This window comes from Pseudomonas sp. EA_35y_Pfl2_R5 (assembly GCF_963970805.1).
Lineage (GTDB): Bacteria > Pseudomonadota > Gammaproteobacteria > Pseudomonadales > Pseudomonadaceae > Aquipseudomonas.
In genome coordinates this window covers 720,878-737,095 of the sequence record NZ_CAXAOW010000001.1, presented here as the reverse complement: position 1 = coordinate 737,095, position 16,218 = coordinate 720,878, and the positions used below count along the sequence as shown (strand labels likewise).

Annotated in this window: 19 protein-coding genes; 9 read left to right on the top strand and 10 right to left on the bottom strand. The window is 60.9% G+C overall.

The window, feature by feature from the left end; translation table 11 throughout:
• Nucleotides 1-35 precede the first annotated feature (35 nt).
• The 7 genes from AACX99_RS03340 to AACX99_RS03310 all read left to right on the top strand — a co-directional run bounded on the left by AACX99_RS03340 (nucleotide 36) and on the right by AACX99_RS03310 (nucleotide 5,952).
• Nucleotides 36-521 (top strand): Fur family transcriptional regulator, encoded by a 486-nt coding sequence (locus AACX99_RS03340; protein WP_339409478.1) that lies wholly within the window; start codon nucleotides 36-38, stop codon nucleotides 519-521.
• Nucleotides 518-1,324 (top strand): zinc ABC transporter ATP-binding protein ZnuC, encoded by an 807-nt coding sequence (gene znuC, locus AACX99_RS03335; protein ID WP_339409476.1) that lies wholly within the window; start codon nucleotides 518-520, stop codon nucleotides 1,322-1,324. Before AACX99_RS03340 ends, znuC begins: the two co-directional genes overlap by 4 nt.
• Nucleotides 1,317-2,105, top strand: coding sequence for a zinc ABC transporter permease subunit ZnuB (znuB, locus tag AACX99_RS03330; RefSeq protein ID WP_339409474.1), 789 nt, complete (start codon nucleotides 1,317-1,319; stop codon nucleotides 2,103-2,105). Before znuC ends, znuB begins: the two co-directional genes overlap by 8 nt.
• 279 nt (nucleotides 2,106-2,384) lie before the next feature.
• Complete coding sequence (locus AACX99_RS03325; protein WP_339409473.1) at nucleotides 2,385-3,236, top strand: PA5502 family lipoprotein; 852 nt, start codon at nucleotides 2,385-2,387, stop codon at nucleotides 3,234-3,236.
• 201 nt (nucleotides 3,237-3,437) lie between these two features.
• Nucleotides 3,438-4,445, top strand: a complete 1,008-nt coding sequence (locus AACX99_RS03320) for a methionine ABC transporter ATP-binding protein (RefSeq protein ID WP_339409472.1) — start codon at nucleotides 3,438-3,440, stop codon at nucleotides 4,443-4,445.
• Nucleotides 4,445-5,122, top strand: coding sequence for a methionine ABC transporter permease (locus AACX99_RS03315; RefSeq protein ID WP_090254404.1), 678 nt, complete (start codon nucleotides 4,445-4,447; stop codon nucleotides 5,120-5,122). Before AACX99_RS03320 ends, AACX99_RS03315 begins: the two co-directional genes overlap by 1 nt.
• Before the next feature lie 59 nt (nucleotides 5,123-5,181).
• Complete coding sequence (locus tag AACX99_RS03310; RefSeq protein ID WP_339409470.1) at nucleotides 5,182-5,952, top strand: MetQ/NlpA family ABC transporter substrate-binding protein; 771 nt, start codon at nucleotides 5,182-5,184, stop codon at nucleotides 5,950-5,952.
• Here the strand turns inward: AACX99_RS03310 and AACX99_RS03305 are convergent.
• Nucleotides 5,949-6,869: a LysR family transcriptional regulator gene (locus tag AACX99_RS03305; RefSeq protein ID WP_339409468.1), complete on the bottom strand. Its 921-nt coding sequence runs from the start codon at nucleotides 6,867-6,869 to the stop codon at nucleotides 5,949-5,951. The two genes, AACX99_RS03310 and AACX99_RS03305, sit on opposite strands and share 4 nt — an antisense overlap.
• Before the next feature lie 110 nt (nucleotides 6,870-6,979).
• Here AACX99_RS03305 and AACX99_RS03300 point away from each other — a divergent pair, with 110 nt between their 5' ends.
• Nucleotides 6,980-7,405: a VOC family protein gene (locus AACX99_RS03300; RefSeq protein ID WP_339409466.1), complete on the top strand. Its 426-nt coding sequence runs from the start codon at nucleotides 6,980-6,982 to the stop codon at nucleotides 7,403-7,405.
• A 4-nt stretch (nucleotides 7,406-7,409) separates the two neighbouring features.
• On the opposite strand, the gene AACX99_RS03295 is transcribed toward AACX99_RS03300, so the two are convergent.
• From AACX99_RS03295 to AACX99_RS03275, 5 genes are all read right to left on the bottom strand, one after another.
• Nucleotides 7,410-8,042, bottom strand: a complete 633-nt coding sequence (locus AACX99_RS03295) for an SCO family protein (RefSeq protein WP_339409464.1) — start codon at nucleotides 8,040-8,042, stop codon at nucleotides 7,410-7,412.
• A gap of 160 nt (nucleotides 8,043-8,202) precedes the next feature.
• Nucleotides 8,203-9,096 (bottom strand): heme o synthase, encoded by an 894-nt coding sequence (gene cyoE / locus AACX99_RS03290; protein ID WP_339409462.1) that lies wholly within the window; start codon nucleotides 9,094-9,096, stop codon nucleotides 8,203-8,205.
• Between the two features lie 24 nt (nucleotides 9,097-9,120).
• A complete protein-coding gene (locus AACX99_RS03285) occupies nucleotides 9,121-10,161 on the bottom strand; it encodes a COX15/CtaA family protein (RefSeq protein ID WP_339409461.1) in 1,041 nt (346 codons plus the stop codon).
• Between the two features lie 191 nt (nucleotides 10,162-10,352).
• Entirely contained in the window at nucleotides 10,353-10,937 is a 585-nt protein-coding gene (locus tag AACX99_RS03280; protein WP_339409459.1) for a hypothetical protein, read from the bottom strand.
• A complete protein-coding gene (locus tag AACX99_RS03275) occupies nucleotides 10,912-11,643 on the bottom strand; it encodes an SURF1 family protein (RefSeq protein WP_339409457.1) in 732 nt (243 codons plus the stop codon). The genes AACX99_RS03280 and AACX99_RS03275 overlap by 26 nt, the downstream gene beginning before the upstream one ends.
• A gap of 88 nt (nucleotides 11,644-11,731) precedes the next feature.
• Here AACX99_RS03275 and AACX99_RS03270 point away from each other — a divergent pair, with 88 nt between their 5' ends.
• Nucleotides 11,732-11,935 (top strand): twin transmembrane helix small protein, encoded by a 204-nt coding sequence (locus tag AACX99_RS03270; RefSeq protein WP_108486646.1) that lies wholly within the window; start codon nucleotides 11,732-11,734, stop codon nucleotides 11,933-11,935.
• Nucleotides 11,936-11,940: 5 nt separating this feature from the next.
• On the opposite strand, the gene AACX99_RS03265 is transcribed toward AACX99_RS03270, so the two are convergent.
• Genes AACX99_RS03265 through coxB form a run of 4 tightly spaced genes read right to left on the bottom strand, consistent with a single transcriptional unit; the run spans nucleotide 11,941 to nucleotide 16,149 of the window.
• Nucleotides 11,941-12,837 carry a cytochrome c oxidase subunit 3 gene (locus AACX99_RS03265; protein WP_339409454.1) on the bottom strand — a complete coding sequence of 299 codons (897 nt, stop codon included), beginning with the start codon at nucleotides 12,835-12,837 and terminating at the stop codon, nucleotides 11,941-11,943.
• Nucleotides 12,838-12,849: 12 nt separating this feature from the next.
• Nucleotides 12,850-13,416 carry a cytochrome c oxidase assembly protein gene (locus tag AACX99_RS03260; protein WP_339409453.1) on the bottom strand — a complete coding sequence of 189 codons (567 nt, stop codon included), beginning with the start codon at nucleotides 13,414-13,416 and terminating at the stop codon, nucleotides 12,850-12,852.
• Nucleotides 13,417-13,427: 11 nt separating this feature from the next.
• A complete protein-coding gene (gene ctaD, locus AACX99_RS03255; RefSeq protein WP_339409451.1) occupies nucleotides 13,428-15,020 on the bottom strand; it encodes a cytochrome c oxidase subunit I in 1,593 nt (530 codons plus the stop codon).
• Nucleotides 15,021-15,024: 4 nt separating this feature from the next.
• Entirely contained in the window at nucleotides 15,025-16,149 is a 1,125-nt protein-coding gene (gene coxB / locus AACX99_RS03250) for a cytochrome c oxidase subunit II (RefSeq protein WP_339409448.1), read from the bottom strand.
• Nucleotides 16,150-16,218 lie beyond the last annotated feature (69 nt).

The following is a 16,218-nucleotide window of genomic DNA, read 5'->3' as shown; positions in this document are numbered from 1 at the left end:
TATAATAACGTCTCTCACCTTATTCGTCGTTGCCCATGACTCAAGCGCCGCTGGCTTCACGCCCACACGACCATTCTCACTGCGTCACTCATGCCCTCGCAGAGGCGGAAAGCATCTGCGCGCGCCAGGGGTTACGCCTGACCACTCTGCGCAAGCGCGTGCTGGAGCTGGTCTGGGCCAGTCACAAGCCGCTAGGGGCTTATGACATCCTCGGCGTGCTGAGCGATGAAGATGGCCGTCGCGCCGCGCCACCGACGGTGTACCGCGCCCTGGATTTCCTCTTGGAAAACGGCCTGGTGCACCGCATCGCCTCACTCAACGCCTTTGTCGGCTGCAGTCATCCGGAACACGCTCACCAGGGCCAGTTCCTCATTTGCCGTGGCTGCCATGCGGCCATCGAGCTCGAACAGGCCGCGATCAGCAATGCCATCATCAACAGTGCGGCCGGGGTTGGCTTCGCCGTGGAAAGCCAGACGGTAGAAGTGGTAGGCCTTTGCGCAGGCTGCCAGGAGCCCGCATGAGCAACGCCCTGATCCGCCTCGCTGGGGTGGGCGTGACCTTCGCCGGACAGAGCGTGCTGCAGGATGTGCAGTTAAGCGTAAAGCCTGGAGAAATCGTCACCCTGATCGGCCCCAACGGCGCCGGTAAGACCACCCTGGTGCGCGCCGTGCTAGGCCTGCTCAAACCCGACACCGGTAGCGTCTGGCGCAAGCCCAAACTGCGCGTTGGCTATATGCCGCAAAAACTGCATGTCGATGCCACCCTACCGCTCTCGGTGTTGCGATTTCTGCGGTTGGTGCCCGGTGTAACGCGCGCAGATGTGCAGGCAGCGCTGGCGGAAGTGGGCGCTGAGCAGGTGATCGACAGCCCGCTGCAAAGCATTTCCGGGGGCGAGCTGCAGCGCGTGCTGCTGGCCCGCGCCTTGTTGCGCGAGCCGGAACTGCTGGTGTTGGATGAGCCGGTGCAGGGCGTCGATGTCGCCGGCCAGGCCGAGCTGTACCGGCTTATCACCCAGCTGCGCGACCGCCATGGCTGCGGCGTGCTGATGGTGTCCCACGACTTGCATCTGGTGATGAGCACCACCGATCAGGTGGTCTGCCTCAACCGCCACGTCTGCTGTTCCGGGCACCCAGAGCAGGTCAGCTTCGATCCGGCCTTTGTCGAGCTGTTCGGCGAGGACGCCAAGAGCCTGGCCGTCTACACCCACCACCATGACCATGAGCACGACTTGCACGGCGCTGTAGTTACGGACGCCCCCGCCGGGTTGAGCATCAAAGGCCCAGTAAAACCCCATATCCACGGAGATGGCTGCAAGCATGGCTGATTTTCTGCTCAACGCCCTGCTCGCCGGTCTCGCCCTGGCGCTGGTTGCCGGTCCACTGGGTTCCTTTGTGGTGTGGCGGCGCATGGCCTATTTCGGCGACACCCTGTCACATGCCGCGCTGCTCGGCGTCGCCCTGGGTCTGATGCTCGACGTCAGCCCGACCCTGGCGGTAACCGTCGGCTGCGTACTGCTGGCGGTGCTGCTGGTCACCCTGCAAAGCCGCCAGCCACTGGCCTCCGACACATTGCTCGGCATCCTCGCCCACAGCACCCTTTCGCTGGGCCTGGTGGTGCTGAGTTTTATGCAGGATGTACGCATCGACCTGATGGGCTACCTGTTCGGCGACCTGCTGGCCGTCGGCCCGACCGACCTGGCCTGGATCATCGGCGGCAGTGCGCTGGTGCTGGTGTTGCTGGCCATACTTTGGCGGCCGCTGCTGGCGATTACCGTGCACGAGGAGCTGGCCAAGGTCGAAGGCCTGCCCGTGGCGGCGATTCGCCTGAGCTTGATGCTGCTGATCGCTGTGGTGATCGCCGTGGCGATGAAGATCGTCGGCGTGCTGTTGATCACCTCTTTGCTGATCATTCCTGCCGCCGCCGCCCAGCGCCATGCGCGCACGCCGGAACAGATGGCCTTCGGCGCCAGCCTGCTGGGCATCGTCGCGGTGTGCGGTGGGCTGAGCCTGTCGTGGTTTCAGGACACTCCGGCCGGGCCGTCCATCGTGGTCAGCGCAGCAACACTGTTTTTACTGAGTTTTGCCCTGCCAAGACGCACCGCCTGAAACCTGCGGTTAAACGTCTTTTCGTGGGTTAGGCGCTTGTTACCAGCTGGATGGCCTGTGCGATTTGCCGTTGCGCCGTAACCCACCATCGACGCAACACGGGAGATCGCCTCGTGGGTTACACGACGCGCCAAAGGGCTGGTGTCTCGAGGTACGGAGCATGGCGTCGCTAACCCGCCCTACGATGAGCCTACCTCGGCCAACGGCTTGAACAGTTGGTGATGCTTTCGAGCGCAGTGTAGACTTGCGCGTTTTTTGCACAATTCGAGACGCGCAGTAATGAAATCGTTCATTTTCCGTGGATTCCCCCTGATTCTGGTTCTGCTGCTGGCCGGCTGCCAAAGCGCGCCGCAACCGGCCAACCTGCCGGTGGACGATCTGGTCAGCGCCTTTCGCCAGCTCGACCAAAGCCTCGCCAGCGGCGACCTGAGCGGTGCCGAAAGCCAGCTCGGTAGCCTGCAGCAACGCGCCGCCGGCGATACCCGCCTAGAGCAATACCAGCGCCAGCTCGCTGAAGCGCATCTGCAACAAGGCCAGAAAGCCCTGCAAGCCGGCGATCTGGATAACGCCACCAAAGCCCTGAGCCGCGCCCGCAGCCTGATGCCGCAAGCACCGGCGCTGACCACCGGCTTGGATGGTGCCATCGCCCAGGCCCGTGAAGCCGAACTAGCCGCCGCCGCACAACAGCGCCGCTCTGCTGAGCAGGCCGACGCCCGTGCCGAAGCCGCCCGCCTGGAGCAGGCGCGCCAGTTGCGTCTGGCTGCCGAACGCCAGGCTGCTGCGATCCAGGCCACTCAGCTGCCGAATACCCCGCCAGCAGAAGAACCAGCGCCAGCCAAGCCGCAGGCCCGACTGATCGACCCAGCAGCCGCCAGCAGCGTGATCGCCCTGCCGATGCTCGATAACCAGGACAACGAGCGCCTGCGCAGCCTGCTCGATGGGGTTGCGGCGGATATGGTCGCGTTCAATTGCGCAGTGCGCATCGAAGTGCGCCAGGCCAAAGATTTCCCCTGGGTCGCCTCCTTGCTCAACGCGCGGATCAAGCGCATCGACCCGAGTTTCAGCCCACGCATGAGCCAGGTGATCAAGCCGGCTCAGGTGCCGCAGCTGGTACTCAGCCCCAAACGCTGATGCGGCTTGGGCAGCACAACGACCGGGCTTGCCCGGTCGTTTGCATTGGCGCTGGCTACACTGCCCAGAGCGGCCAGGTATCTAATGCAATTTAGCTATAACCATAGGCCTACAAAGATTTTTGCGACCTAAACAGCGCCGGGTAGACTAGCCGCCGTTTCGGCCTACCCGGCAGCCCGAAAAACCCAAAAGGTTTATCCCGTGATCAATTTTCACCAGGTCCACAAGGCGTATCGCGTCAGTGGTCAGGACATCCCCGCTTTGCAACCGAGCGATCTGCAGATTGCCCGGGGCGAAGTGTTCGGCATCATCGGTCACTCCGGCGCCGGCAAAAGCACTCTGCTGCGTCTGATCAACCGCCTGGAACAGCCTTCCGGCGGGCGTATCGAGATCGACGGCGAAGACGTCACCGCGCTCGACGCCAGCGGCCTGCGGCGCTTCCGTCAGCAGGTCGGGATGATCTTCCAGCACTTCAACCTGCTCTCATCGAAAACCGTCGCCGACAACGTCGCCCTGCCGCTCAAATTGGCCGGCGAGCTGCCGCGTAGCGCTATCAATGCCCGCGTGACGGAGTTGCTGGCCCGCGTCGGCCTGCAGGATCACGCCAACAAGTACCCGGCGCAGCTCTCCGGCGGACAGAAGCAGCGCGTCGGCATTGCCCGCGCCCTCGCCACCGAACCGAAAATCCTGCTGTGCGACGAAGCCACCAGCGCCCTCGACCCGCAGACCACCGCCTCGGTGTTGCAGCTACTGGCCGAGATCAACCGCGAGCTGAACCTGACCATCGTGCTGATCACCCACGAGATGGACGTGATCCGCCGAGTCTGCGACCGCGTAGCGGTGATGGAAGCCGGGGTAATTGTCGAATCCGGCCCGGTGGCCGAGGTGTTTCTGCATCCACAGCACGCCACCACCAAGCGCTTCGTGCAGGAAGCCGAGCAGATCGACGAGAACGAACAGCGTGACGATTTTGCCCATGTCGCCGGACGTATCCTGCGCCTAACTTTCCAGGGCGAAGCCACCTACGCGCCCCTGCTGGGCACCGTGGCGCGGGAAACTGGAGTGGATTACAGCATCCTCGCAGGACGTATCGACCGCATCAAGGACACCCCCTACGGCCAGCTGACCCTGGCCCTGACCGGCGGCGATCTGGACGCCGCGCTGGCGCGCTTTGAAGCCGCCGACGTGCATCTGGAGGTGCTGCGCTAATGGAAGCCCTACTGACTCGCCTGCTGCCCAACGTGGATTGGGCGGAAATCGGCTACGCCAGCCTGGACACCCTGAGCATGCTCGGCGGCTCCATGCTATTTACCGTGCTTTTGGGACTCCCCTTAGGCGTGCTGCTATTCCTGACCAGCCCACGGCAGATGTTCGAACAGAAGGCCTTCTACGGCTTCCTCTCGCTGCTGGTAAATATCCTGCGCTCGGTGCCGTTCGTGATCCTGCTGATCGTGATGATCCCCTTCACGGTGATCGTCACCGGCACCTCGCTGGGCGTCGCCGGGGCCATTCCTCCGCTGGTAGTCGGGGCCACGCCGTTTTTCGCCCGTCTGGTGGAAACCGCGCTGCGTGAAGTCGACCGCGGCATCATCGAAGCGACCCAGGCCATGGGCGCAACCACCCGGCAGATCGTGGTCAACGCACTGCTGCCCGAGGCGCTACCAGGCATCATCGCGGCGATCACCGTGACCGCCATTACCCTGGTGTCCTACACCGCCATGAGCGGCCTGATCGGCGGCGGCGGCCTGGGCGACCTGGCCGTGCGTTACGGTTATCAGCGCTATCAGCCAGACGTGATGGCGGTGACAGTGATCCTGCTGCTGGTGCTGGTACAGATTCTACAAACCGTCGGCGACAAGCTGGTGGTGCATTTTTCCCGTAAATAGATCGTTTGACGTAGCGCGGCGACCCGCCGCCCCAAGCCAATCCCACAAGGAGCTTTATGATGAAAAAACTGATCGTCGCCGTTGCTGCCCTGGCAGCCTTTTCCGCCCAGGCTGAAAGCCTGAGCGTCGCCGCTACTGCCGTGCCGCACGCGGAAATACTCGAGTTCGTTAAGCCGGCCCTGGCCAAAGAAGGCGTTGAACTGAACATCAAAGTCTTCACCGACTACGTGCAGCCCAACGTACAAGTTGCCGAGCAGCGCCTGGATGCCAACTTCTTCCAGCACCAGCCGTACCTGGATGAGTTCAACAAGAGCCGCGGCACCGAGCTGGTCAGCGTTGCCGGCGTACACGTCGAGCCCTTCGGCGCCTACTCCAGCCAGCACAAAACCCTGGCCGACCTGCCGCAAGGCGCCAACGTGGTAATCCCTAACGACGCCACCAACGGCGGCCGTGCCCTGTTGCTGCTGCAAAAGGCTGGCCTCATCACCCTCAAGCCGGAAGCCGGCATCCTCGCCACGCCAAAAGACATCGCCGAGAACCCGAAAACTATCAAGGTGCGTGAACTGGAAGCCGCCACCCTGCCGCGCGTGCTGACCCAGGTCGACCTGGCGCTGATCAACACCAACTACGCCCTGGAAGCCAAGCTCAACCCGACCAAGGACGCGCTGATCATCGAAGGTAACGACTCGCCGTACGTCAACATCCTGGTTGCGCGTGCCGACAACAAGGACAACGCCGCCCTGCAGAAACTGGCCAAGGCGCTGAACAGCGCCGAAGTGAAAGCCTTTATCGCTGAGAAGTATCAGGGCGCTGTAGTTCCGGCGTTCTAAGACGCCGCGTTAGCTGCACCCTCTGCCAAACCCCGCCCCGTGCGGGGTTTGTCGTTTAGGGCAGCTTCGCTCAGGCACTCAAGCAGGCAATCCAGAGCCGGCTGACGCTGAGCGCGGCGCAATATCGCCACCAGTTCACGGTGGAAGGTCAGCTCGCCCAGATCGATCACCCGCAACTGGGTTGGCCGCTGCAGCCACAGACCGGCACGCGGAATTAGCGATACCCCAAGGCCGCATTCGACCATGCGTACAATCGCCTCCAGCTCATCCAGCTCCAGCGCTTCCTGTACCGTCAGGCGCTGCTCGCGGAGGAACTGATTGACCCGTCGCCCACCGAACGAACGTCGGTCGTAACGCACGAACGGCTGCTCGGCGAGGATCTGCAGCGGATTATCCGCCGTCACGCTGAGCGGCGTGATCAGCACAAACGGCTCACGCGCCAGGCTGATCTGCAGCAGTTCCTTAGGCAGCTCGAAGGGCGGCTTGATCAACAGCGCCAGGTCCAATTCGCCGGCATCGATCTGACTCAGCAGGTTCAGCGATACGCCCGGCACCAGCTTCAGCTCGACTCGTGGGGCGGCCGCGCGAAACTGCGGCAAGGCCTCGGGCAGCAGACCGGTCTGCAACGTGGCAATCGCACCTACTTTCAGTTCGCCTTGCCACTCGGCCGCGCTGGTCGGCAGGGCCATCTGCGCATACAGCCCGAGCATCTGCTCCGCCAGCGGCAAGGCATGTCGACCGACAGCATTCAGCACCGCCGAACGACCACTGCGTTCGAACAACCGGACGCCCAGCCCCCGCTCCAGCACACGCATTTGTGCGCTCACTGCAGACTGAGTCAGGCCAACCTGCTGGCCGGCCGCCGCGAAGGTGCCATGCCGCGCCACCGCCACAAAGGTTTTCAACTCGCGTAGCATCGACGCCTCAACTGATCAATTTTATTGGTGCTTGCGAGCAAGAATATTCGCTTTTCATCAGAATCGCTGTTGCTGAGAATCAGCAGACCGCCCTTTCAAGGAACTCCAGCATGGCTCTCGCACCTTTTCACCTGGCAATTCCCGTCTACGACCTGGCAGCTGCACGGCACTTCTACGGTGAGGTGTTCGGCTGTGCCGAAGGCCGCAGCAGTGAGCACTGGGTGGACTTCGACTTTTTCGGCCACCAGCTGGTGATTCATCAGGCGCCAAAGATGGCCTATCAAGAGGCGGCGCACAGCAACCCGGTGGACGGTCACGACGTACCGGTGCCGCATTTCGGTGTGGTATTGAGCTGGGAGGATTGGCAAACGCTGGCAGCGCGGCTACAGGCCAAGGGCACGCAATTTGTGATCGAGCCCTATGTGCGCTTCGCCGGTCAGGCGGGCGAGCAGGCCACGTTGTTCCTGCTCGACCCATGCGGCAACGCCCTGGAGTTCAAGGCGTTCAAGGACATCAGCCAGCTATTCGCCAAATAGTGCCTTATGAACGATCAAGCAGGCCGGGCAGCTGCGCGGCCAACTTGGAGTTGTTGATCGGCGCGCGGATAAAGCCGCGCTGCTTGCCATCCGGGCCGATGATCACCAAGTTGCCGCTATGGTCGACGGTGTAGTTTTCCTTGCTGGTATCAGCCGGGATATACGGAATGCTGACGCCGTTGGCGAGCTTCTGCAGAGTCGCCTGCTCGCCGGTCAGGCCGATAAAACCGGCATCGAAATAGTCCAGGTACTTCTTCAACTGCTCCGGCGTATCGCGATTGGGGTCAACCGTGACCAGCACGATACGCAACTTGGCCAGGGTTTCCGGCGGTAGCTGACCTTGCAGTTGGCGCAGCTGGGCGAGGGTGGCCGGGCAAATGTCCGGGCAGAAGGTGTAGCCGAAGAACAGCAGGCTCCACTGATCCTTGAGCTGATCGACCGCTACTTTCTGGCCATCCTGATTGGTCAGGCTCAGCTCCGGCAGGCTGCGGCTCTGTGGCAGCAGGACGATGCCGGCATCCAGCAGAACGGTGGGATCACCCTGGCCCTTGCTGGTCAGCACCTTGTTGACGGTCAGGCCCAGCACCAGGGCGACGATGGCAACGAGAACAAAAACGGTGATCTGGGTTCGGGTCATGGCACCAACGATTACAGGTTTAACAGCAGATTCTGATCATTTAGAAGCGTCGCGAGCGACGGTTATGCAAGGCGAAGTCAGCCGAGGAAGCGCAGTGTGCGAGTTGTACATGAGCATTCCGAGGCTGATTTCAACGCAGCAGAACCGAGCGCAGTAGCTTCTACATGATCAGATAGTGGTCGACCAGCAGGGCGATAAAAAGCGCGAAAAGATACCAGATGCTGTATTTGAAAGTGTTGATCGCGGCATGCGGCTTGCTGTCACGGTACAGCACCACCGCCCAATGCAGGAAGCGCCCGCCCAACACCACGGCGCAGGCCAGGTAGAGCAGCCCGCTCATATGGATGGCATAGGGCAGCAGGGTCACGGCAAACATCACCAGGGTGTACAGCAGGATATGCACCTTGGTGTAGTGCTCACCATGGGTCACCGGCAACATGGGGATGTCGGCCTTGGCGTATTCCTCTTTGCGGTGGATGGCCAGGGCCCAGAAATGCGGCGGCGTCCAGGCGAAGATGATCAGCACCAACAGCAACGGTTCGGCGCTGATATGCCCAGTCACGGCCACCCAGCCAAGCAGAGGCGGCGCCGCGCCGGCCAGACCACCAATGACAATATTCTGCGGCGTAGCGCGCTTGAGAAAGCCGGTGTAGAGCACGGCATAACCAAGCAGCGAAGCCAGGGTCAGCCAGGCCGCCAGCTCGTTGGTAAAGGTCAGCAGCAGGGCCATTCCCGCTACCGCTAGCAACAGGGCAAAACCCAGCGCGGCAGTCGGCGAGATGCGCCCCGAAGTGACCGGACGCTTGAGCGTGCGCGCCATTATCGAGTCGATGCGCCGATCGACCACATGGTTGACCGCCGCCGCCGCGCCAGCGCACAGGCCGATACCGAGATTACCGAAGATCAGCACTTGCCAGGCCACGCCCGCACGGGTGGCGAGAAACATGCCGACCAAGGAGGTGATCAGCATCAGCACCACCACCTTGGGCTTGGTCAGCTCCAGGTAGTCGCGCCAGCTGACGTGGGCTTGCTGTTCGCGCGCTAGAGTAGCCATAGGGTCTCTCCTCGATTGTTCTGATTATTTGCTGGGCAGTGCGGCAAAACCGCCCTGCGCGCTCGTCGTTTGGGATGCCCGCGCTAAGCTGCTACGCAGCCGGTAATTGATCAGCACTAAAGTCAGCAACAGAGCCGCACCGCCGAGGTTATGCGCCACCGCCACCAGCAGTGGCAGATGAAACACCACGTTGCTGATACCCAGGCTGATCTGCGCCGCCAGCGCCAGCACCAGCAACCCGGCCAAGCGTGCCAGGCCATGGCGCTTGAGTTGCCAGGCCAACAGCAGCAGCACCAGGGTCACCAGCAGCGCGCCAATGCGGTGGGTCATATGAATGGCGGTGCGCGCGTCGCTATCCAGCTGGCCGCCGAGGTAATTGGGGCCGATATGCTGGGTCAAGTGAAACCCGTTGGCGAAGTCCATCGCCGGCCACCATTCGCCATGGCAGGTCGGCAGATCGACGCAGGCAACCGCCGCGTAGTTGCTGCTGACCCAGCCGCCCAAGGCAATCTGGCCAATTACCAGCAGCAGACCGAGTGCCGCCAGGCTACGCAGTCGCGCGGGAAGGTTGGCCAAGGCGGCCGTCTTGCCGGAGAGACGCAGGGTCAATAGAAACAGCAGGCTGAGCGTGGCAAAGCCGCCAAGCAAGTGCGCCGTCACCACCTGCGGCCAGAGCTTCAGCGTCACCGTCCACATGCCGAAAGCCGCCTGCAATGTCACCAAACCGAGCAACAGCAGAGGCAGTTTGAGTGGCTGATTCGCCTCATCACGGCGGCGCAGCGCTTGTACCGCCAAGCCCAGAATCACCAGCCCCAGAGCACCGGCAAAATAGCGGTGGATCATTTCGTACCAGCCCTTGGCGACTTCGACCGGCGCTTCAGGAAAACGCACTTCGGCCAGGGTCTGCTTATGCTCGCTCATCGGCACAACAATAAAGCCGTAGCAGCCAGGCCAGTCCGGGCAACCCAGGCCGGCGTGGGTCAAGCGGGTATAGGCACCGAGTAACACCACAACGACCGCCAGCACGGTGGCGAACAGGGCAAAACGGTAACCAGGCTTACTCATCTTTTCTCCTTAGGTAGACCTTTGAAAACCCTAGCCAGCGAAGGTTCGACAAATACAACACCCTGGGGAAGCAACCGCCGAAGGCAAACATGCAGATCCGCTTAGCGCGTGAAATCTACGAGCGTTAGAAAAGCAGCCCGAGCCTGATTCCAGCGCGGGATAACAACGTGTATTAGTCCTCTAAGGGTCTATCAACCAATTTGCGAGATTTTCAGCAGATGCCGCAGATCATTGAGAATCGACTTGCCCTTGCTGGTGGCGTCATACCGCAGCACCAGGTTGCCGCGCGGGTCGACGATCCACAGCTGCGCACCGGGGGCGTTGCCGGCGGCCTTGCCGTAGGCATCCAGCTGCAACTGATAGCGCGCCAGTTGCGGATATTCGCGGCGCAGTTGGGCGTCATAGTCGTCAGCAATAGGCAGGGCACTGGCCAGGCCATGGGCAGCGCGGGCGACATCACGATTTAGGCCGATATGTACCTGGCGAGCGAGAAACACCAGCTCCTTGCAGGCGGCATCACAAACATCCGGCACGGTCACCAGCAACTGCCAGCGTTGCTCATCGGCACCCACGACACCAAGGTCGGCACGAGTCTGCCCAGTGCCGATCAGTTCGCCGTGATAGCTACGGGTTTCTGGTACCCAGAAACGCCACTGGTACATGGCACTGGCAAGGATCATCGGGCCGATCACCACGGCCAGGATCAGGATCAGTTGCAGCCGCCCGCGGCGCCGCTGTTCAGGCGACACTTCAGGCAGGGCGATGGCTGGGTTCATGGCGAGTCTCCCGCGCGTTAGATAGACCTAGATAGATAAACAGGCAGAGCAGGGCCGCCGCCAGGGCGAACCACTGCACGGCATAACCAAGGTGCTTGTCGGGGCTCATGGCGATAATCGGCCAATCGCTCTGAAATGACGCGGGGCCCGGCTCAAGGCGCACCTCATAACCCAGCCCACCGCGGCCCAGTTGCTGCCACAGAACATCAGGCTTCACTTCGTTGACCAGCCGCGGCCAGCCGCTTGCCGGCTCCACAGTCTGCAGCTGAAAGGCTTCACCTAGCGGTACATACACCGTGGCTTGCAGGCGCAGCGGCGTGTCCGGGGTGGCGAAGGTTGGTGTAATACGCCGATCTGGCCAGGGTAACCAGCCGCGATTGAGCAGCAGCCAAAGACCGCTGGCTTGATCATAAAAAGGTTGCAGCACCTCAACACCGACCTTGCCGTCGCGGGTGCGGTTGTCCAGCAGCAGGGTATGCCGCGCATCGAAGAAGCCCTGCAACTGCACACGCTGGTAAGCCGGGTTGGACTGCCGCTCCAGCTCAGCGATGCTGATGGGAGCAGCCAATTGCTGAGCTTGATGTGCGGCCAACAGCTCGCGCTTTTCTTCGGCCCGCGCCAGCTGCCAGAAGCCGAGGGCGATCAGACAAGGAAACAGCAGCAGCACCAGCACGCTGGGCAGCCAGCCAGGACGGAAGGCACTCATTGCGACCTCCCTAAAGCCCTGAACAAGCTGGCTATACTGCAGCTGAAACACATTTCCCTTCCCCCGAAGTTCCGCTTGGGAGTCACGCATGCTTAAAGCCGCGATCGTCCTGTTACTACTGGCTACTCTGGTCAGCCTGTTCAGTGGCCTGTTCTTTCTGGTCAAGGACGAAGGTAAAACCTCCCGTGTGGTCAACGCGCTGACTGTGCGCGTGACCCTTACCGCGCTGACCGTTGCCCTTATTGCCTGGGGTTTCTATAGCGGCCAACTGGTCTCGCATGTCACCTGGTAGCCGCGTCACAGCACATAAACGAAGACAAACAGACCAATCCACACCACATCGACAAAGTGCCAATACCAGGCCGCTGCCTCGAAGCCGAAGTGCTGCTCGGGGCTGAAATGCCCGCGAACAACCCGAATCAACATGATACTCAGCATCAGCGCTCCCAAGGTCACGTGGGCGCCGTGAAAGCCGGTAAGCATAAAAAAAGTCGCGCCGTAGATGCCCGAGCCCAGGGTCAGGCCAAGTTCGGTGTAGGCGTGGATATATTCTTCGACCTGCAGCACCAGAAAGGCGATACCGAGAATCACCGTCAGCGCCAGCCACAGGGTCAGCGGTTTGCGGTGGTTCTTGCGCAGCGCGTGGTGGGCAAAGGTCAGGGTAAAGCTGGAGGTCACCAGCAAGATGGTATTGATCAGCGGTAAGCCCCAGGCGCTGATGGTGCCACTCGGTGCCGGATAGAGTTTAGGGTCAGGCGTGTTAAGCAGCGGCCAGCTGTACTCGAAGCCAGGCCAGAGTATGTTGCTCACTCCTTTGTCGCCTTCACCACCGAGCCATGGCCCGGCCCAGGTGCGCACGTAGAACAGCACACCAAAGAAGGCAGCGAAGAACATCACCTCGGAGAATATGAACCAGCTCATGCCCCAGCGGAACGAGCGGTCCATCTGTGGGCTGTACATGCCGGAACGGCTTTCCTTGATCACATTGCCGAACCAGCCGAACAGCATATAGGCGAGAAACAGGCCGCCGATAAAGAAGATCAACGGGCCGTTGGAGTCGGCGCGATCAGCCTTCATATCGTTGAACCAGGTGCCTACGCCGTACACCGAAAACAGCATGCCCAGGGTGGCGATGATCGGCCACTTACTCTGGGCCGGGACGTAATAGCTTTCGTGACTTTCGTGACTCGACATTTATTGTTCTCCTTATGGAGTCGCCCGGGGAAGGGTCGCTTGTGCCACCGGCGGCTTGCGCTCGGTGATATCAAACAAGGTGTAGGCCAAGGTTAGGTGGCGAACATCTGCCGGTAAGTCTCTATCGACGATAAACCGCACCGGCATTTCGATGCGTTCACCGGGTTGCAGTACCTGTTGGGTAAAGCAAAAACATTCGGTCTTGTGAAAGTAGGCAGCCGCCTTGGACGGCGCCACGCTGGGGATCGCCTGCGCGGTCATCGGCTTGTCGGTGGGGTTGTAGGCGACAAACAACATCTGCGTGCTGTCCCCCGGATGCACCAGCACTTCGTCGGCCTCTGGGCCGAACTCCCAGACCATCTCGGCGGCGTTGGTGGCAAGAAATTGCACCCGTACCTGGCGCGATTGATCGGTGCTTTGCAGCCCAGCCTCATAGGCACCAGCGGTCTTACCGTTGATGCCAAAGGCCTGGCACATCACGTCATAAATCGGCACCAGAGCGAAGCCGAAACCGAACATGCCGACCACCACCAGTGACAAGCGGATAACCAGGCGGCGGGTCGACAGGGCTTCGCTCATCGGTCGGCTCCCTATTTCACTTCAGGCGGCGTGGTGAAGGTGTGATACGGCGCTGGCGACGGCACGGTCCACTCCAACCCTTCGGCACCGTCCCAAGGCTTGGCTGCTGCGGGTTTGCCGCCACGGATGCACTTGATGACGATAAACAGGAACAGCAACTGAGTGGCGCCGAACATAAAGGCGCCGATGCTCGAGACCATGTTGAAGTTGGCGAACATCATGTTGTAGTCAGGGATGCGCCGCGGCATGCCGGCCAGACCGACAAAGTGCATCGGGAAGAACGCCATGTTCATACCGATAAAGCTCATCCAGAAATGCAGCTTGCCGAGGGTTTCGTCATACATATGCCCGGTCCACTTCGGCAGCCAGTAATAAGCCGAGGCGAAGATACCGAAGATTGCTCCAGGCACCAGCACGTAGTGGAAGTGCGCCACCACGAAGTAGGTGTCGTGATACTGGAAATCCGCCGGAGCGATGGCCAGCATCAGCCCGGAGAAACCACCAATGGTGAACAGGATGACGAAGGCCACCGAGAACAGCATCGGCGTTTCGAAGGTCATCGAACCGCGCCACATGGTGCTGGCCCAGTTGAACACCTTCACCCCTGTCGGCACGGCGATCAGCATGGTCGCGTACATGAAAAACAGTTCGCCGGTCAGCGGAATGCCGACGGTGAACATATGGTGCGCCCAGACGATAAACGACAGAAAGGCGATCGACGCAGTGGCGTAAACCATCGAGGTGTAGCCGAACAGCGGCTTACGGGCGAAAGCCGGGATGATCGCACTGACCGCGCCGAATGCCGGCAGGATCATGATGTACACCTCGGGGTGACCGAAGAACCAGAACACGTGCTGGAACAGCACCGGGTCACCGCCGCCAGCGGCACTGAAGAAGCTGGTGCCGAAGTGGATATCCATCAGCATCATGGTCACGCAACCGGCCAGAACGGGCATTACCGCGATCAGCAGGAATGCGGTAATCAGCCAGGTCCAGACGAACAGCGGCATCTTCATCAGGGTCATGCCGGGGGCGCGCAGATTGAGGATGGTGGCGACCACGTTGATCGCCCCCATGATCGAACTAATGCCCATCAGATGAACGGCGAAGATAAAGAAGGTCACCGATTCCGGCGCGTAGGTGGTCGACAGCGGCGCATAGAAGGTCCAACCGAAGTTGGGTCCGCCGCCCTCCATAAACAAGGTGCTGATCAACATGCCAAACGCCGCTGGTAGCAACCAGAAGCTGAAGTTGTTCATGCGCGGCAAGGCCATATCCGGCGCGCCGACCATCAGCGGAATCATCCAGTTGGCCAGACCGACGAAGGCCGGCATCACCGCGCCGAACACCATGATCAGACCGTGCATGGTGGTCATCTGGTTGAAGAATTCCGGCTGCACAATTTGCAGACCCGGCTGAAACAACTCGGCGCGAATCACCATGGCCATGCTGCCGCCAAGCAGGAACATGGCGAAGCTGAACCACAGGTACATGGTGCCGATGTCTTTGTGGTTGGTGGTCAGTACCCAGCGCATCAGGCCCTTGGCGGGGCCGTGGTGATGGTCGTGCCCGGCATGACCATGCGTGTCGATCACTGCACTCATGTCCTTACTCCTGAGCCTTCTTGAACTCTAGAATGTCCTTGGGCGTGACCATGTCACCGACGTTATTGCCCCAGGCATTGCGTTCGTAGGTGATGATCGCGGCGATATCGACTTCCGACAGTTGCTTGCCGAAGGCGGCCATGGAAGTTCCCGGCTTGCCGTTGACCACGATATTGATGTGCCCTTTAGCTTCACCCTTGGCGATGGCCGAACCTTTCAGCGCCGGGAACATCGGCGGCAGCCCTTCACCCGTTGGCTGGTGACAGGATGCGCAATTGGTCTGATATGACTTCTCGCCACGGGCCATCAGCTCGTCCATGGTCCACTCTTTGCTGGTCAGTTCTTTCTCGGCGGCTGCCAGTTGTTTGCGCTCGGCGAGCCAGGCGGCGTAGTCCTCTTTCGACTTAGCTTCGACCACCACCGGCATAAAGCCATGATCCTTGCCGCACAGTTCGGTGCACTGGCCACGGTAGATGCCGGGCTCGTCGATGCGTGTCCAGGATTCGTTGATAAACCCGGGGATCGCGTCTTTCTTCACCGCCAAGGCCGGCACCCACCAAGAGTGAATGACATCGGCGGCGGTGATCAGAAAGCGCACTTTGGTACCGACCGGCACCACGAGCGGCTCATCGACCTCCAGCAGGTAATGCTCGCCCTTCGTGGCCTTGTTGTTGATCTGATCTTGCGGAGTAGTCAGGTTGCTGAAGAACTCGACGTCCTCGCCCAGGTATTTGTAGTGCCATTTCCACTGATAGCCGGTGACCTGGATATCCAGCTCAGATTCGGTGCTGTCGTAGATATCTATCAGCGTTTTGGTTGCTGGAATGGCCATGCCCACCAGAATCACCAGCGGTACGACTGTCCAGAGAATCTCGACCGTGGTGCTTTCATGGAAGTGCGCCGGCTGCTGGCCGGTGGAGCGGCGGTGAACAAGCATCGACCAGAACATCGCGCCGAACACGATCACGCCGATCACGACGCAGATCCAGAAGATGGTCATGTGCAAATCAAATACTGAGCGGCTGACCTCGGTGGCACCCGGCGCCATATTGACGCCCCAGCTGGCGTGCGCCGAGCTGAATACCAACCACAACAGGAGGCCCATCCAGACTCGTGGATGTCGCATCATTGCGGGTTCCCCTTAATTTTTCTTGTTATCCCGCCGAATCGCTTAGTGGCTAAGCCTCCGCACATTTCA

Coding starts and splice junctions, on each gene's coding strand:
- AACX99_RS03340 (WP_339409478.1), top strand. CDS start 36: ATGACTCAAGCGCCGCTGGCTTCACGCCCACACGACCATTCTCACTGC.
- AACX99_RS03315 (WP_090254404.1), top strand. CDS start 4,445: ATGGAAGCCCTACTGACTCGCCTGCTGCCCAACGTGGATTGGGCGGAA.
- AACX99_RS03280 (WP_339409459.1), bottom strand. CDS start 10,937: ATGAACCCAGCCATCGCCCTGCCTGAAGTGTCGCCTGAACAGCGGCGC.
- AACX99_RS03270 (WP_108486646.1), top strand. CDS start 11,732: ATGCTTAAAGCCGCGATCGTCCTGTTACTACTGGCTACTCTGGTCAGC.
- AACX99_RS03300 (WP_339409466.1), top strand. CDS start 6,980: ATGGCTCTCGCACCTTTTCACCTGGCAATTCCCGTCTACGACCTGGCA.
- AACX99_RS03275 (WP_339409457.1), bottom strand. CDS start 11,643: ATGAGTGCCTTCCGTCCTGGCTGGCTGCCCAGCGTGCTGGTGCTGCTG.
- AACX99_RS03310 (WP_339409470.1), top strand. CDS start 5,182: ATGAAAAAACTGATCGTCGCCGTTGCTGCCCTGGCAGCCTTTTCCGCC.
- AACX99_RS03295 (WP_339409464.1), bottom strand. CDS start 8,042: ATGACCCGAACCCAGATCACCGTTTTTGTTCTCGTTGCCATCGTCGCC.
- znuC (WP_339409476.1), top strand. CDS start 518: ATGAGCAACGCCCTGATCCGCCTCGCTGGGGTGGGCGTGACCTTCGCC.
- coxB (WP_339409448.1), bottom strand. CDS start 16,149: ATGATGCGACATCCACGAGTCTGGATGGGCCTCCTGTTGTGGTTGGTA.
- ctaD (WP_339409451.1), bottom strand. CDS start 15,020: ATGAGTGCAGTGATCGACACGCATGGTCATGCCGGGCACGACCATCAC.
- AACX99_RS03260 (WP_339409453.1), bottom strand. CDS start 13,416: ATGAGCGAAGCCCTGTCGACCCGCCGCCTGGTTATCCGCTTGTCACTG.
- AACX99_RS03285 (WP_339409461.1), bottom strand. CDS start 10,161: ATGAGTAAGCCTGGTTACCGTTTTGCCCTGTTCGCCACCGTGCTGGCG.
- AACX99_RS03265 (WP_339409454.1), bottom strand. CDS start 12,837: ATGTCGAGTCACGAAAGTCACGAAAGCTATTACGTCCCGGCCCAGAGT.
- znuB (WP_339409474.1), top strand. CDS start 1,317: ATGGCTGATTTTCTGCTCAACGCCCTGCTCGCCGGTCTCGCCCTGGCG.
- cyoE (WP_339409462.1), bottom strand. CDS start 9,096: ATGGCTACTCTAGCGCGCGAACAGCAAGCCCACGTCAGCTGGCGCGAC.
- AACX99_RS03305 (WP_339409468.1), bottom strand. CDS start 6,869: ATGCTACGCGAGTTGAAAACCTTTGTGGCGGTGGCGCGGCATGGCACC.
- AACX99_RS03325 (WP_339409473.1), top strand. CDS start 2,385: ATGAAATCGTTCATTTTCCGTGGATTCCCCCTGATTCTGGTTCTGCTG.